Below are 16,228 nucleotides of genomic sequence, written 5' to 3'. Positions count from 1 at the left end.
GCGCCGCGTGCGCGAACGGCTCCGTCTCACTCTGGAGCTTTCATCATGCTCGGTGTCGCTCTCTTCTTCATCGGCGCAGTGCTGGTCGTCAACGGCGTCGCACTCACCGGCCGCATCGAGCCGCGCGACGCAGCCGGCCTGAACCTGCTCGTCGGGCTGCTCGCGCTGCTGATCAATCTCGCCGGCCTCGTGCGGGCATCCGCGCCGCCGCAGTACTTTTCCAGCGCGGGCGGCCTGCTGTTCGCGTTCACGTACCTGTATCTGGCCGCCGTCCAGTGGCGCGGGCTGCAAGGCGCGGGCCTCGGCTGGTACTGCCTGTTCGTCGCGATCAGCGCGCTCGTCTATGCGGGCACGTCGCACGACGTTCGTTTCGGCACGATGTGGCTGCTGTGGTCGAGCCTGTGGTTCCTGTTCTTCGTCGCGCTCGGGCTGAAGCGGCGCGTGCGCTTCCTGCCCGGCTACACGATCGCGATCGGCGTCGGCACCTGCTGGCTGCCCGGCATGCTGATGATGACGGGGAGGTGGTGATGAGCGCACGCGATACGCCGCTTGCCGTCGATCCGCTCGCCGGACACCGCATCGCCGACGCCCCGTTCTACCAGCCGGCCGGCGCCGAAGCCGACTGGTTCGAGACGGCCTGCCGCCATCACCTGCCGGTCCTGCTGAAAGGGCCGACCGGCTGCGGCAAGACGCGCTTCGTCGAATACATGGCGTGGCGCATGGGCCTGCCGCTGATCCAGGTCGCGTGCAACGACGACACGTCCGCCGCCGACCTGACGGGCCGGCACCTGCTCGACGCCGACGGCACCTACTGGGCCGACGGCCCGCTCACGCTCGCCGCGCGGCACGGCGCGATCTGCTATCTCGACGAGATCGTCGAGGCGCGCCCCGACGCGACGGTCGTGATCCATCCGCTGACCGATTCGCGGCGCGTGCTGCCGCTCGACCGGCTCGGCGAAGTCGTGCACGCGCATCCGGATTTCCATCTGGTGATCTCGTACAACCCCGGCTATCACGGCGAGCACCGGCGGCTGAAGCCGTCGACGCGGCAGCGCTTCGTCGCGATCGACTTCGGTTATCCCGATGCCGCGCACGAAGCCGACGTCGTCGTACGCGAAAGCGGTGCCGATCGCGAAACCGCGCGCCGGCTCGTCGATCTCGCGCAGCGCACGCGCGCGCTGGTCGGCAACGGGCTCGACGAAGGCGCGTCGACGCGCCTGCTCGTGCACGCGGCCCGGCTGATCGTCGCGGGGCTCGCGCCGCTCGACGCCTGCCGGATCGCGATCAGCGACGCGGCCACCGACGATGCCGACACGCGCGCCGCGTTGCAGGCGATGGCCGCCGCGCATTTCGCGACATGAGCGCGCTGCAACTGGCCCGTTTCCTGCACGGGATGACCGCGCACGAGACCGACGTGCGGCTCGACGATGCGGCGCTGCGCGCGACGCTCGGCCACGCCGCGTTGCGCGTGCCGCGCGCGCTGTCGCCCGGCGCACGCATCGCGGCGGCCGCGCACGCGCTCGCGCACTGGCTGCATTCGCCGTCCGGCGAGCCGGTCGACACGCTGACGCCGATCGGCACCGCCGTCGCCGGCCTGATCGAGGATGCGCGCGTCGAAGCGCTGCTCGCCCGCGAATGGCCGGGGCTCGCGACCTTCTGGGCGCCGGCGTTCGCGCCGATCGAGCGCGAAGGACTCACGTTCGGCTGCCTGTGCGCACGGCTGGCGAAGGCGCTGTTCGATCCGTCCTATCGCGACGGCAATCCGTGGGTCGACAAGGGCATGCAACTGTTCGACGAAAAACGCGACGCGCTCGACGACTATCGCGCGTTTCGCACGATCGCATCGCGGCTCGCGAACGATCTCGGCCAGATGCGCGTGCGCTTCGAACCCGACGACGGCGCATGGCTGCGTTACCGCGACGACAACTCGTGGCTGTGGGCACAGCCGGCTGCCGCCGCCGAACGCGCGGGCCATGAAGGCATCGAGATGTCGGCCGCGACCGGCGGCCACGGCGACGACCACGACGACGAGCCGCCGCCCGCGCCGGATGCGCCGCGCTATCCCGAGTGGAATTGCCACACGCAGCGCGAACGCCGCGACTGGACGACGATCGTCGAACGCGCACCCGCCACGTCGGCGCCGCCGCCGTCGCTGGCCGCGCTGATCGACGCCGACCGGCGCGCAGCGAAGCGGATGCCGGCCGCACGCGCATCGGAGCTGCTGCGCCGCGTTGGCCGCCAGCTCGACGGCGATGCGCTCGACGTCGATGCGGCGGTCGCCGCGCGCATCGCGCGGCGCGCCGGGCATGCGCCCGACCCGCGCGTGTTCCGCCGCCGCGTGCCGCACGATGCGCGCGGGCCGGTGCTGATCCTGCTCGACCTGTCGGCGTCGACGGCCGCGCACGTCGCCGCGCTCGAAAAACGCGCCGCATTCGTGCTCGGCGACCTGTTCGACCGGCAGCGGCGCCGCTGGGCCGTGCACGGCTACACGTCGGACGGCCGGCATCGCGTGTACTACGCGCGCTTCAAGGATTTCGGCGAGGCGTTCGACGCCGGCCGCCGCGCGGCGCTGCTCGCGGCCGATGCCGGGATGAGCACGCGCACGGGCGCGGCATTGCGTCATGCGCTCGCGCTGCTGCGCCGCGAAGCGGCGAGCACGCGGGCCGCCGTGCTGATGATCGGCGACGGCGAAGCCGCCGACATCGACGTGTTCGACCCGCGTTACCTCGTCGAAGATGCGCGCCATGCGGCGCGCGGCGGCCGGCAGCGCGGCGTCTCGATCGCCGGTCTTTCGTTCGGCGCGCCGCCCGGGTTGTCTACAATACTCGGCGTCGGCCCGGGCTGCGTTCACGCGGCGAACGGCGACGCCTTGCCCGCCGTCGTCGCGCACGCGGCCGGGCGCCTGACCGCCTGACGGCCCTACCCGGAAGAAACAGGACAGACGGAATGAACAGTGTGAAGGTTGGCGTATTGTTCTCGCAGAGCGGATGCACGTCGCACCTCGGCCAAAGCCAGTTGCGCGGCACGCTGCAGGCGATCGCCGAGATCAACGAAGCGGGCGGCGCCAACGGCTGCGAGATCGTGCCCGTCGTGCGCGACGCGTGTTCGGACCCGGCCGTCTACGCGCGGCTTGCCGAGGAGCTGATCGCGACCGAACGCGTGAACGTGCTGTTCGGCGCGTACATGTCGAGCAGCCGCAAGGCGCTGATTCCGATCGTCGAGAAGTGGGACAAGCTGCTGTTCTACCCGACGCTCTACGAAGGCTTCGAGTTCTCGCCGAACGTGATCTATACGGGCGCCGCGCCGAACCAGAACAGCGTGCAGCTCGCCGCGTTCATGACCGCGCAGTTCGGCCCGCGCGTGTACCTCGTCGGGTCCGACTACATCTACCCGTACGAGTCGAACCGCATCATGATCGACCTCGTCACGCAGCATCCGGAAGGCCAGATCCTCGGCGAGGTGTACATGCCGCTCGTCGCGTCCGAGCAGGATTTCGCGGCGGTCGTCGAGGATATTCGCGCGAAGGCGCCCGATTTCGTGTTCAGCACACTCGTCGGCGACAGCACCGCCGCGTTCTACCGCGCCTATGCGCAAGCCGGCCTTGATGCGCGCAAGATGCCGATCGCGAGCCTGACGACGTCCGAGATCGAGCTGGGCCAGATGGGTGCGGCAGCGGCCGGCCACTACACGTCGTCGCCCTATTTCCAGACCATCGATTCGGACGTGAACCGCCGCTGCATCGCGCAGCTCAAGGCGCGCTTCGGCGACGACGCGAGCGCGTCCGCGCCGTGGGAAGCCGCGTATTTCCAGGTCCACCTGTTCGCCAATGCGCTCGCACGGGCGGGCACGGACCAGCGCGACCGGCTCGTCGAGCATCTCGCGGATGCGGAATTCGATGCGCCGCAAGGCCGCGTGAAAATCGACCGCCTCACGCAGCACACGTGCCTCTATCCGCGCATCGGCTGCGCGACCGCCGACGGCAATTTCACGATCGTGCGCGAAGCGACGCGGCGCGTGCATCCCGATCCGTATCTCGTCACGCACTCGCTCGGCGATCGCGTGCACACGCCCGACGAACTGAAGGCGTAACCGACGATGCGCACCCGCACCCCGATCCGCTCGACGCCGCGCCTGCTCGCCGAACTGCGTTCGCTCCGCGTGATGGTGTACTACCCGGACGACGACAACGGCCTGCTGCTCGTCGAGCAACTGTCGCGCATCGGCTGCCCGAGCGAGCAGCGCTGGCCGCCGCCCGCCACCCTGCCGGAGAGCGTCGACCTCGTGATTCTCGCGGTAAGGCCCGACCTGCTGCACCTGTCGATCCCGTGGCTCGAGGACGAAGCGCGACCGCCCGTCATCGCCGTGACGACGTACGAAAGCCCGACGATTCTCGAATTGATGCTGCGCATCGATGCGCAGAGCGCGGTCACGACGCCCGTGCGCTCGTTCGGTTTATTGAGCGCGATGGCGCTCGCGTGCCACCAGAGCCGCCGGCACGACGAATACCGGCGCCGTATCGCGCAGCTCGAACAGCGCGTGATGTCCGCGCGCACGCTGCAGGAGGCGAAGACGCTGTTGATGCAACACAACGCGATCAGCGAGGAAGAGGCGTATCAGCAGATCCGCTCGCAGGCGATGGAGCGCCGCATCTCGATCAACCAGCTCGCCGAGCAGATCGTGCATGCGCATGCGCTGCTGAAACGGTGACGCGGGATCGTTCGCCGCGCGTCAGTCGGGCGGCGGCAGCACGACCGTGTCTTCCGGCCCGAGCACGCGCCCGTCCTGCGAGCGCAGCTCCAGTTTCCTGACCGGCAGCCCGGTCTTCCTGTCGACGAGGAGCACGTGCGCCTCGTCCGGCTCGAAGAAGAAATCCTCGCCCCACTGCCGCAGCGCGACGAGCAGCGGAAACAGGCCGCGCCCTTTCTCGGTCAGCACGTATTCGTGATGCGCGCCGCCGTCCGCGGCCGGCACCATGTCCATGATCCCGTGCGCGACCAGGTTGCGCAGGCGTGCGGCCAGGATGTTCTTCGCGAGGCCGAGGTTCTTCTGGAATTCGCCGAAACGGCGAAGCCCGTCGAATGCGTCACGGACGATCAACAGCGACCACCAGTCGCCGATCGCGTCGAGCGGGCGGGCAACTCCACAGAGGGAATCTTCGTGCGTGGTTCGTCTGTTCATCGAGGGTTACGGTGTTTTTTGCCGATGCGATTGGTTGCAATATAAAACCAAGATCATAAAAGATCAACCCTCGGCGGCTGACTGTTCGCGATCGATGAATGGAACGGATGTATCGCCATGGATTGGCAATTCAATTCGTGCATTTCAATCGATATATCCCTCCTCATCCCCTTTTTCATCGTTCATCGAACGCGGTAACGCCGTCATCCAGCGGTGGCCCGGATCATTCTTCAGGTTGCAACTTGAAACCACATGTCCTACGCTTCGACATGGTTTCAATTTGAAACCAAACAATCCGGCTACCCGAAGGAGCGCACGATGATCCGGTCCGATGCCACGTTCGACGGCACCTTTCCATTCGCCCCGCATTTCGACGACACGTCCGGCTTCCGGATGCACTACGTCGATGAGGGGCCGCGCGACGGCGAAACCGTCCTGTGCCTGCATGGCGAACCCACGTGGGGTTACCTGTTCCGCCATCTGGTTGCGACGCTGAGCCGAACGCACCGCGTCGTCGTGCCCGACCACATGGGATTCGGAAAAAGCGCGACGCCGCAAGATCGCAGCTACTGGCTGCACGATCATATCGACAACCTGGAACGTTTCGTTCTCGCGCTCGACCTCGATCGGATCACGCTCGTGCTGCACGACTTCGGCGGCCCGGTCGGCATGGGGCTTGCCGCCCGTCACCCGGATCGCATCCGGCGCATCGTGTCGGCGAACGGGCCGACGCCGTTCGGCCAGCCCGATCTGATCGAACGCCTGACCGCGAACGGCCGCGATGCGCCATGGTTCCGGTGGATCACGCGCGCGGCTGCTGACGACACGCTCGAAACGGTGCTCGGGCAACTCGGCTTCAACATCCTGAGCACACTGAAGCTCAACGGCTTCGAGAATCACGCAATCATCAACGAGACGTGGATTGCGGCCTACGGCGCGCCGTTCGCGCGACCGGCCGATTGTCTCGGCGCGATCGGATGGGCACGGGGGTTTGCTGACGACGCGCACCGGTTCGAGGCGCCCGATGCGGCGGCGATACGCGCGATACGCGACAAACCCGCGCTCGCGATCTGGGGAGACGCCGATCGAACGCTCGGCGCCGAACACTTCCTGCCGCTCTTTACCGCGCTGTTTCCATCAGCGCCCGTCGAGCGGCTGGCGGGCGTCGGGCATTACTGCTTCGAAGATGCGCCCGAAGCCATTTCGGCACGGATCGCCGCGTTCATCCGGAGCACTGGCTGAACGCGTTTCGTCGCACGCGCGATCCAAAAGAAAAAGCGTTCCGCAGCCGAAGCTGCGGAACGGCGTGCGCGGCCGCTGTCGCGAGCGCGCACGCGTCACTTCGCGTCAACTTCAGCGTCAATGAATGATCCGCGTCACCCCCCGCCCGCGCGGATCGGCCATCGCTTCAGGCGTCTTGCCGTCGATCTTGATTACCTGGATATCGCCGCTGAAATCCTGCCCCTTCAGCGTGTAGCCGCGTGCCTCGATCTGCTTCGCGAGTTCGCCTTCGATCGGGTGGTACGGCTCCCAGAAGATCGTGTTCGGCGGCAGCAGCTGATGATGGAAGCGCATCGCGCCGACGGCTTCCTTCAACGGCATCTTGAAGTCGTAGATGTTGTTGATCACCTGGAAGATCGACGTGAAGATGCGCGAGCCGCCCGGCGTGCCGATCACGAGCGATACCTTGCCGTCGCGGGTCATGATCGTCGGCGACATCGACGACAGCGGGCGCTTCTTCGGTTCGATCGCGTTCGCGTCACTGCCGACCACGCCGAACATGTTCGCGACGCCCGGCTTCGCGGAGAAATCGTCCATCTCGTCGTTCAGCACGATGCCCGTGCCGTCGGCGATCACGCCCGAGCCGAAATAGCCGTTGATCGTGTACGTGTTCGACACCGCGTTGCCCCACTTGTCGACCACCGAGAAGTGCGTCGTTTCGGCCTTCTCCGGCATCGTCGTGCCGAGGCCCGGCTGCACGCTCTTGGTATCCGACGGCTCCTTCGGGTTGACCTCGGCCGCGCGCTTCGCGATGTACGCGTCGTTGGTCAGCTGCGCGATCGGCACCTTGTAGAAATCCGGATCGCCCAGATACTGCGCGCGATCGGCGAACACGCGCTTCTCGATTTCCGCGACGAGGTGGATGTATTGCGGCGAGTTGAGCTTCACGCCCTCGAAGTCCTGCTTGAGGTCGGCCTTCATCTTCAGCAACTGCACGAGGCCGATACCGCCCGAGCTCGGGGGTGGCGCGGTGATCACGTCATAGCCGTTCCACTTCGCCTGCACCGGCTGGCGCCACACCGCGCGGTACTGCGCGAGATCCTCGGTGGTGATCAGCCCGTTGCCGTCGCCGGTCTTCATCGACGCGGCGATCAGCTCGGCCGTCTTGCCCTTGTAGAACCCTTCCGCACCGTCGTTCGCGATGCGCGTCAGCACGTCGGCGAGATCGGGTTGCTTGAAGTTCACGCCCGCCTTCAACCCGGAGAAGTATTTGTCGAAGTTGGTCTTGCCGCCGAATTCCTTCGATGCGTCGACGCCGCGCTGCGCCAGTTGCTCGTCGACGAGGAAGCCGTCGCGCGCATAGTGGATCGCCGGCGCGAGCACCTGCTTCCACTTCAGTTTGCCGAAGCGCTTCTGCGCTTCCCACATCCCCGCGACCGTGCCCGGCACGCCGACCGCGCGCGGACCGTACAGGCTCATGCCCTTGACGACGTTGCCGTCCTTGTCGAGATACATGTCCTTCGTCGCGGCGAGCGGCGCGCGCTCGCGATAGTCGATGAAGTACGGTTTGCCGTCCTTGTAGATCGTCATGAAACCGCCGCCGCCGATGTTGCCGGCTTCGGGGTAGGTCACGGCGAGCGTGAAGGCGATCGCGACGGCCGCGTCGATCGCGTTGCCGCCTTCCTTGAAGATCCGCTCCGCGGCATCCGCGCTGTACTTGTCGGCCACCGCGACCGCCGAGCTCGTCAGGACCGCCGGTTGCGGCCCTTTCGCATACGCGGGCGCGTTCGGCAGGAACCCGATGCCGGCCACCGTCGCGAGCACGACAGCGGATGATTTGAAGCGATTCAGCGTAGTCATTGCATGTCCCCCATGTGGATCTCCTTCAGGCTGGAAAAGCACCTGATCCGCTTATAGCCGCTGGCGCGCCTGCGGCCACATACCGGTTTCGTAGTATAGGGGGACAAAAAGGGTCGAACACGCGGCGCGCCACGAAAGCGTGCCGATTGTCGGCGTTGTGTGCGTCCGGTCACGCAGTCGTGCCGATACACGCATGCGGATCGGTCGAAATTGCACGCGGCGCGCGTCATCACGCAACGCACAAAACGGAAAGTTGCGAATCGCACTGCGCGCCGTGCCGCATGCAAAAAAATCTGCGCGCGAACCACCCGCGGCGCAGTGCGATCTGAGAAGATAGCGCCCCGCTTTCGCGCCGCATCATTTTCATTCACGCGCCGCTTCACGTTTCTTCGTCTCGCTCCCTATGGCATCACACAATGCGCATCATGCGTCCGGCTTCGCGGCCGGCGTCGCCGCCGCCGTTCTCGTCGCGCAGACCGGCGCAACCGGCCCGTGGCACGCGGGCCTGCTCGCCGCGTTCGCGGCCGGCGTCGCGGGCGGCACCGCGCCCGACTGGCTCGAAGTCGCGTGGTGGAGCCGCAAGCGCCGCCTGTGGATCACGCATCGCACCATCACGCACTGGGGCATCGGCTGGATCGCGCTGCTCGCGCTCGGGTGGCACGGGCTCACGCATCATCCGCATCCGCTGTGGGCCGCGCCGTTGTTCGGCTTCGCCTGCGGCGGCGTGATGCACCTGCTCGCCGACTGGCCGAATCCGCTCGGCGTGCCGTGGATCTGGCGGCGTCACTCGCTCAACCTGTGGAACAGCGGACATTGCGATCTCATCATCGTGGGCGCCGCCTGGGGCGGCACACTGTGGCTCGCGCAATCGCTGTGGACACGCGCGCCGCTGCTCGAACACTGGCTCGGCTGGCTGCATCGCGTGTAGTCGCGTGTCGTCACACGGTGTCGCGGTTCAATGCGGCATCGGGTGCTGCGCGCACATCCGTCACGTCCATTGAAAGTTTCGTGCGCGGCCTCATCTGACGTGTCGATACGCGTGCCCGAGCGGCACGCAATGCCCGGCACGCACACGCGACGTCTGGCACACTGACGATTCGATTCGCGCGCGATCCGTCCGTGCGCTCGCACCCCATTTCAACGCTCCGATGGACGTCACCGCTACCCGCCCCGCCGCCCGTGCGCTCGACGTGTTCCACCCAGCCGTCGCCGCGTGGTTCAGCCGCACGTTCGCCGCGCCGACCGGCGCGCAGGCGCTCGCGTGGCCGCACATCAAGGCCGGCCGGTCGACGCTCGTCGCCGCGCCGACGGGCTCGGGCAAGACGCTCACCGCGTTCCTGTGCGCGCTGGACGATCTGGTGCGCGATGCGCTGTCGCATGACGGCACGCTGCCCGACGCAACACTCGTCGTGTACGTCTCGCCGCTGAAGGCGCTGTCGAACGACATCCACGTGAACCTCGATGCGCCGCTCGCCGGCATCGCCGAATCGCTCGCGCAACTCGGCCTGCCGGTGCCGGCGATCCGCACGGCCGTACGCACCGGCGACACGACGCAGGCCGAGCGCGCCGCGCTGCGCAAGCGCGCGCCGCACATCCTCGTCACGACGCCCGAATCGCTGTACGTGCTGCTGTCGTCCACATCGGGCCGGCAGATGCTGTCGAACGTGCGCTCGGTCATCGTCGACGAGATCCACGCGCTCGCGTCGTCCAAGCGCGGCAGTCATCTCGCGCTGTCGCTCGAACGTCTCGACGCGCTGGCCGGGCGCGCGCTGCCGCGCATCGGGCTGTCGGCGACGCAAAAGCCGATCGATGCGGTCGCGCGCTTCCTGGTCGGCGGCCCGGCCGATGCGCCGCGCGACTGCACGATCGTCGACACGGGCCACGCGCGCGAGCGCGACCTCGCGCTCGAACTGCCGAACGTGCCGCTCGAACCGGTGATGGCGACCGACGTGTGGGAACAGATCTACGACCGGATCGCCGGGCTCGCGGCCGCGCATCGCACGACGCTGGTGTTCGTCAACACGCGGCGCACCGCCGAGCGCATGACACGCCATCTCGCCGACCGGCTAGGCAAGGAGGCGATCGCCGCGCATCACGGCAGTCTCGCGAAGGAGCACCGCTTCGATGCCGAGCAGCGCCTGAAACGCGGCGAACTGAAGCTGCTCGTCGCGACCGCGTCGCTCGAACTCGGCATCGACATCGGCGACGTCGATCTCGTGTGCCAGGTCGGCTCGCCGCGCGGGATCGCGCCGTTCCTGCAGCGCGTCGGCCGTTCGGGGCACCATGTCGGCGGCATCCCGAAAGGCCGGCTGTTCCCGCTGTCGCGCGACGAACTCGTCGAATGCGCGGCGCTGCTCGATTGCGTGCAACGCGGCGAACTCGACGCCTTGCGCCTTCCCGAAGCGCCGCTCGACGTGCTCGCGCAGCAGATCGTCGCCGAAGTCGCGTGTGCGGAATGGCAGGAGGACGCGCTGTACGCGAGCTTCACGCGCGCGGCGCCGTACGCGCGCCTGTCGCGCGAGCGCTTCGACGAAGTGATGAAGATGCTTGCCGAAGGCTTCACGAGCCGCCGCGGCATGCGCGGCGCCTACCTGCATCGCGACGTGGTCGGCGGCACGGTGCGCGGGCGCCGCAACGCGATGATGACCGCGACCACATCGGGTGGCACGATCCCCGACATGGCCGACTACGCGGTGCTGCTCGAACCGCAGGGCATCCAGGTCGGCACCGTCAACGAGGATTTCGCGATCGAGAGCCTGGCCGGCGACGTGTTCCAGCTCGGCAACCAGTCGTACCGGATCATTCGCGTGGAAACGGGCCGCGTGCGCGTCGAGGACGCGCAGGGCCAGTCGCCGAACATTCCGTTCTGGATCGGCGAGGCGCCGGGGCGCAGCGACGAGCTGTCGGCGGCGGTTGGCCGGCTGCGCGCGCGGCTCGACGGGCTGCTCGCCGAAGGCGACCGGCACGCGGATGCCGGCAGCAAACGCAAGCGTGCGGGCGCTCGTGCCGCGACCGACGTGGCGACCAACGCAGGCGCCGACACCGGCACCGCGATCGCTCCCGCCGAAAGCCGCCTCGCACCGGCGTTGCGCTGGCTCGTCGACGAGCTTCACCTGTCGCCCGACGCCGCGCGCCAGATCGTCGACTACCTCGCCCGCACGCGCGCCGCGCTCGGCGCGCTGCCGACGCAGGACACGCTCGTGATGGAGCGCTTCTTCGACGAATCGGGCGGCACGCAGCTCGTGATCCATTCGCCGTTCGGCAGCCGCATCAATCGCGCATGGGGGCTCGCGCTGCGCAAGCGTTTCTGCCGCAGTTTCAACTTCGAGCTGCAGGCCGCCGCGACCGACGACGCGATCATCCTGTCGCTGTCGCTCGCGCACAGCTTCGCGCTCGATGAAGTGTGGCGCTACCTGCGTTCGGCCAGCGCCGAGCACGTGCTGGTGCAGGCGCTGCTCGACGCACCGATGTTCGGCGTGCGCTGGCGCTGGAACGCGACGACCGCGCTTGCGCTGCCGCGCTTCACCGGCGGCCGGCGCACCGCGCCGCAACTGCAGCGGATGAAGAGCGAGGATCTGCTCGCGACCGTCTTTCCGGACCAGGTCGCGTGCCTCGAGAACATCGTCGGCGAGCGCGAGATTCCGCATCACCCGCTCGTCGACCAGACGCTCGACGATTGCCTGCACGACGCGATGGACACCGATGGCTGGCTCGCGTTGCTGCGCCGGATCGAAAGCGGCGCGATCGAACTTGTCGCGCGCGACCTGCCCGCGCCGTCGCCGCTCGCGGCCGAGATCCTGAACGCAAAGCCTTACGCGTTCCTCGACGACGCGCCGCTCGAAGAGCGTCGCACGCAGGCCGTGCAGTCGCGCCGCTGGAGCGATCCCGAATCGGCCGACGATCTCGGCGCGCTCGACGCCGATGCGATCGATGCGGTGCGCGACGAAGCATGGCCGCTCGTGCGCGACGCCGACGAAATGCACGACGCGCTGCTCACGCTCGCGTGCATCGCCGACAGCGAAGCACAGGCGCACGAAGGCTGGCCCGAACGGCTCGCGGAGCTTGCGGAAAACCGCCGCGCGACGAAGCTCGTCACGCCGGGCGGCGCGGCGCTGTGGGTGCCGGTCGAACGGCTCGTGTGCATGCGCGCGTTGCATCCCGACGCACGCACGGCGCCGGTGCTCAAGGTGCCGGCCGCCTGCGCGCAGCAGTGGGAAGCGGATGCCGCACTCGTCGACGTGATCCGCGCACGGCTCACCGGTTTCGGGCCGCTTGCGCTCGACGCGATCGCGCAACCGCTCGGCCTGCCGCCTGTGTCGATCGCGACAGCGCTCGCGGCGCTGGAGCGCGAAGGCTATGTGATGCGCGGCCGGTTCACGCCGGGCACGACGACGGACGAATGGTGCGAACGCCACCTGCTCGCCCGCATTCATCGCTACACGGTGAAGCGGCTGCGCCGCGAGATCGAACCGGTCGAGCGCGCCGATTTCATGCGCTTCCTGTTCCACTGGCAACACCTGACGCCCGACACGCGCGGTTCGGGCCGCGATGCACTCGCGGCGGTCGTCGAACAGCTCGAAGGCTACGAGGCCGCGGCGAGCGCCTGGGAAGACGCGCTGCTGCCCGCGCGGCTCACCGACTATATGGCCGGCGGCCTCGACGAGCTGTGCCGCTCGGGCAAGCTCGTGTGGACGCGCATCGGCGCGCCGGCGCGCGCGGCCGGCACGCCCGTGAAGACGACGCCGATCGTGCTGCTGCCGCGCCGCCATCTCGCCGCCTGGCAGGTGCTGCGCGACCCCGACGCGCAACCGGCGCTGTCCGCACGCGCCACGCAGGTGCGCGATGCGCTCGCCGCCCATGGCGCGATGTTCTTCGATGCGCTGCTCGACGACCTGCACATGCTGCCCGTCGAACTCGAACAGGCGCTCGGCGAACTCGTGTCGGCCGGCCTCGTGAATGCGGACAGCTACGCGGGCCTGCGCGCGCTGCTGAAGCCGGCCGTCAAGCGCAGCGCGACCTACGCGCCACGCACGCGGCGTGGCGGCGCACTGATCGGCGGGATGGACGACGCGGGCCGCTGGGCGCTCGTGCAGCGTCAGCCGCCATCGGACGATGCGCCGATGCCGAAACGCGGCCCGGCCGCGACCGATCCCGACGCGGTCGAACACATCGCGTGGACGCTGCTGCGTCGTTACGGCGTCGTGTTCTGGCGGCTGCTCGAACGCGAAGCCGACTGGCTGCCGAGCTGGCGCGAACTCGTGCGCGTGCTGCAACGGCTCGAAGCGCGCGGCGAGATTCGCGGCGGACGCTTCGTCGCCGGGCTCGCGGGCGAGCAGTTCGCGCTGCCCGAGGCGATCCCGATCCTGCGCGAACTGCGGCGGCAACCGGGCGACGGGCAGTACGTATGCGTGACGGGCGCCGACCCGCTGAATCTCGCCGGCACGCTGCTGCCCGGCGACAAGGTGCCGGCGCTGGCCGGCAATCGCGTGCTGTTCCGCGACGGCGTGCCCGTCGCATCGCTCGTGTCGGGTGCGTTCCACTATGCGCCCGAATTGTCGCCCGCCGCGCGCGAGGATGCGCGCCTGCGCCTTGCGCGCTACTGCTGACATCGACTGACACGCGTACCGCACAGACTACTGATCGCCGGGCCGCGCTGTCGCCATCGTTCGGGTAGCATCGATCGATTGGCCGCGCGGATTCCCGCGCCCGTCCATAACAAGACTTCCGGAGACTGCTGCCCATGCCCTCGCATGCCGACTCGCCTGCCGCCCATCACGCAGGCTCGCTGACGATTTTCCAGGGCGCCGCGCTGTATATCGGCGCGGTGCTCGGCACCGGTGTAATCGCGTTGCCCGCGCTGGCCGCCGAGGTTGCAGGCCCGGCATCGCTGCTCGCGTGGGCCGCGCTCGTCGTGCTGTCCGGGCCGCTCGCGGCCACCTTCGCCGCACTCGGCGCGCGCTATCCCGACGCGGGTGGCGTATCGACCTACGCACGGCGCGCGTTCGGGCCGAAAGCGGCGGCGATCGTCGGCTGGTGCTTCTACTTCGCAGTGCCGGCCGGGGCGCCGGCCGCCGCGATGTTCGGCGGCGCGTACGTCGCGGCCGTCACGGGCGGCGGGCACACGACGGTCATCGTCACGGCCGCCGCGCTGATCGCGACCGTGTCGGCGGCGAATGCATTCGGCGTCACCGTATCGGGCCGCATGCAGCTCGTGTTGTCGGCCCTGCTCGTCATGCTGCTGCTCGCCGCGGTGCTCGCGTCGGCGCCGCATGCACGCACGTCGAACCTCCATCCGTTCGCGCCGCACGGCTGGCTCGCGGTCGGCCAGGCCGCCGCGCTGCTCGTGTGGAGCTTCGCCGGCTGGGAAGCGATCACGCATCTCGCCGCCGAATTCCGCCGGCCCGCGCACGACATGCCGCGCTCGGCCGGCATCGCGGTCGTGGTGGTCGGGTTCCTGTACCTGTCGGTCGCTGCCGCGAGCGTGACGGTGCTCGGGCCGTCCGCGGGCGGATCGGGCGCGCCGCTCGCCGAACTAATCGCAGGCGGCATCGGCGGTCATGCGCAGGTGCTGGCCGCCGCGGCCGCGCTGCTGCTCACGCTCGGCACGATGAACGCGTATTTCGCAGGCGCCGCGAAGCTCGGTGCGGCGCTCGGGCGCGACGGCGCGTTGCCTGCGTGGCTCGCACAAGGCAGCCAGGTCGGCGGCGTCCCGCGCCGCAGCCTTGGCGTGATCGCCGTGCTCGCGGCCATTGCACTGGCCGCGACGACGATCTCGGACGTCGGGCCGAAGCCGCTCGTGCTCGTCACGTCCGGGTGTTTCGTGATGGTGTACGGGCTCGGCGCGGCCGCCGCGCTGAAGTTGCTGCCGCGCGGGGCATCGCTTACCGCTGCGCATGGATTTCGCTGGTCGCGGTCGCCGGGTTGTTCCTGACGACCGGATGGTACTTGCTGTGCCCGCTGCTGCTCGCGGGCGGTGCGCTGCTTTATCTGCAGATGGCCGGGCCGCGTCAGTGACCCGGTTTGCGCATGCAGGCCGACACCCGCCGGCTCTTGGCCACGCACCGGCAAACGCCGGCCGCAGCCCGCTGCGCATCACACGGCCGATCGCGACAAGCCGGCCGCGCGCCGTTTCTTCGCGCCCGTCAGGCCGGCACCAGCTCGAAGCTGAGCCGTTTGCCGAGCGCGGTGGCCGCGCTCGCGAGCGTCGCCAGCGTGAGGCTCGTGTCGGTTTCGTCGAGCAGCCGGTTGAGCGCGGCGCGGCTGGTTTTCATCCGCGCGGCCATCGCGGTTTTCGTGATGTGCTGCGCCTTCATTTCCTGCCCGATCTGCCACGCGATCACGCGCTTGATCGCGGTGGCGGTGGCCGCTTCGAGATTGCCGTCCTCTTCGAGGAAGGTATCGAAGTCGCTGCCGATATGCGGGTTGTTCGTGGTCGTCATGTCGTACTCCAATGCATGGCGTTGCCGGCGGCCCGACCGTCGACGACGGCGCGTTCCGGCGCAACCGGGAAATTCAGATGGCGTGCGTCAGCGCTTTCAGCCGCGCGACGGTGACGCCGAGATCGTCCGACGGCGTGGCCCGCGACTGCTTGAAGAAGCCGTGCAGCAGGACCATCGTGTCGCCGACGACCGTGAACAGCACGCGGGCGCTCCGCCCCGGCAGCATCACGCGGATCTCCCATAGATCCTTCGCCATCTTCCGGACCAGCGGCATGCCGAGCGGCCAGCCCAGCTGAACGGTCTTGATCTCTTCGCCGATCACCCTGCGCTCCACTTGCCCGAGCGCCTTGAGCCATTCGCGCACCGGCTCGTTACCGCGCGCCGTGCGGAAAAACCGCACGCCGAGCGTGACCTGGATTTGCTGTCTCGCCATCGTCTTGTCACCAAGCGTACCAAAAACGATACGATATGCCAAGCGCCGCGAGTACCGCTACTGACCGAATGGCCAATCAGGCGGCAGGCAAAGGAAT

Annotated in this window: 12 protein-coding genes and 1 pseudogene; 9 read left to right on the top strand and 4 right to left on the bottom strand. The window is 68.5% G+C overall.

Features of this window, described 5'->3' with window-relative positions; all coding sequences use genetic code 11:
- Positions 1-45: 45 nt before the first annotated feature.
- Genes BBJ41_RS19560 through BBJ41_RS19540 form a run of 5 tightly spaced genes read left to right on the top strand, consistent with a single transcriptional unit; the run spans position 46 to position 4,707 of the window.
- Positions 46-528, top strand: coding sequence for an AmiS/UreI family transporter (locus BBJ41_RS19560; protein WP_069748006.1), 483 nt, complete (start codon positions 46-48; stop codon positions 526-528).
- Complete coding sequence (locus BBJ41_RS19555) at positions 528-1,361, top strand: CbbQ/NirQ/NorQ/GpvN family protein (protein ID WP_069748005.1); 834 nt, start codon at positions 528-530, stop codon at positions 1,359-1,361. Before BBJ41_RS19560 ends, BBJ41_RS19555 begins: the two co-directional genes overlap by 1 nt.
- Entirely contained in the window at positions 1,358-2,914 is a 1,557-nt protein-coding gene (locus BBJ41_RS19550; RefSeq protein WP_069748004.1) for a vWA domain-containing protein, read from the top strand. Before BBJ41_RS19555 ends, BBJ41_RS19550 begins: the two co-directional genes overlap by 4 nt.
- Before the next feature lie 32 nt (positions 2,915-2,946).
- On the top strand, positions 2,947-4,089 hold the full coding sequence (locus BBJ41_RS19545; RefSeq protein WP_069748003.1) for a transporter substrate-binding domain-containing protein: 1,143 nt from the start codon (positions 2,947-2,949) through the stop codon (positions 4,087-4,089).
- A 6-nt stretch (positions 4,090-4,095) separates the two neighbouring features.
- Entirely contained in the window at positions 4,096-4,707 is a 612-nt protein-coding gene (locus tag BBJ41_RS19540) for an ANTAR domain-containing response regulator (RefSeq protein WP_069748002.1), read from the top strand.
- Between the two features lie 21 nt (positions 4,708-4,728).
- Here the strand turns inward: BBJ41_RS19540 and BBJ41_RS19535 are convergent, their stop codons facing one another.
- On the bottom strand, positions 4,729-5,178 hold the full coding sequence (locus tag BBJ41_RS19535) for a winged helix-turn-helix transcriptional regulator (RefSeq protein ID WP_069748001.1): 450 nt from the start codon (positions 5,176-5,178) through the stop codon (positions 4,729-4,731).
- Positions 5,179-5,496: 318 nt separating this feature from the next.
- Between BBJ41_RS19535 and BBJ41_RS19530 the strand changes: the two genes are divergently transcribed.
- Positions 5,497-6,420 carry an alpha/beta fold hydrolase gene (locus tag BBJ41_RS19530; RefSeq protein ID WP_069748000.1) on the top strand — a complete coding sequence of 308 codons (924 nt, stop codon included), beginning with the start codon at positions 5,497-5,499 and terminating at the stop codon, positions 6,418-6,420.
- A 117-nt stretch (positions 6,421-6,537) separates the two neighbouring features.
- On the opposite strand, the gene ggt is transcribed toward BBJ41_RS19530, so the two are convergent.
- A complete protein-coding gene (gene ggt, locus BBJ41_RS19525; protein ID WP_069747999.1) occupies positions 6,538-8,259 on the bottom strand; it encodes a gamma-glutamyltransferase in 1,722 nt (573 codons plus the stop codon).
- A 403-nt stretch (positions 8,260-8,662) separates the two neighbouring features.
- On the opposite strand from ggt, the gene BBJ41_RS19520 reads away from it, so the two are divergent.
- The 3 genes and pseudogenes from BBJ41_RS19520 to BBJ41_RS19510 all read left to right on the top strand — a co-directional run bounded on the left by BBJ41_RS19520 (position 8,663) and on the right by BBJ41_RS19510 (position 15,273).
- The gene (locus BBJ41_RS19520) at positions 8,663-9,187 is read left to right on the top strand and encodes a metal-dependent hydrolase (protein ID WP_069747998.1); all 525 of its coding nucleotides are present in this window, start codon (positions 8,663-8,665) and stop codon (positions 9,185-9,187) included.
- A gap of 220 nt (positions 9,188-9,407) precedes the next feature.
- Positions 9,408-13,865 carry a DEAD/DEAH box helicase gene (locus tag BBJ41_RS19515; RefSeq protein WP_069747997.1) on the top strand — a complete coding sequence of 1,486 codons (4,458 nt, stop codon included), beginning with the start codon at positions 9,408-9,410 and terminating at the stop codon, positions 13,863-13,865.
- 134 nt (positions 13,866-13,999) lie between these two features.
- Positions 14,000-15,273, top strand: a pseudogene (locus tag BBJ41_RS19510) (APC family permease).
- A 128-nt stretch (positions 15,274-15,401) separates the two neighbouring features.
- Here the strand turns inward: BBJ41_RS19510 and BBJ41_RS19505 are convergent.
- Positions 15,402-15,698, bottom strand: coding sequence for an XRE family transcriptional regulator (locus tag BBJ41_RS19505; RefSeq protein ID WP_011658604.1), 297 nt, complete (start codon positions 15,696-15,698; stop codon positions 15,402-15,404).
- Positions 15,699-15,771: 73 nt separating this feature from the next.
- Positions 15,772-16,131, bottom strand: coding sequence for a type II toxin-antitoxin system RelE/ParE family toxin (locus BBJ41_RS19500; RefSeq protein WP_069747996.1), 360 nt, complete (start codon positions 16,129-16,131; stop codon positions 15,772-15,774).
- Positions 16,132-16,228: the final 97 nt, after the last annotated feature.

The organism is Burkholderia stabilis, assembly GCF_001742165.1.
Classification (GTDB): domain Bacteria; phylum Pseudomonadota; class Gammaproteobacteria; order Burkholderiales; family Burkholderiaceae; genus Burkholderia; species Burkholderia stabilis.
The sequence above is the reverse complement of the archived record's forward strand: the minus strand, read 5'-3'. Positions and strand labels throughout refer to the sequence as shown.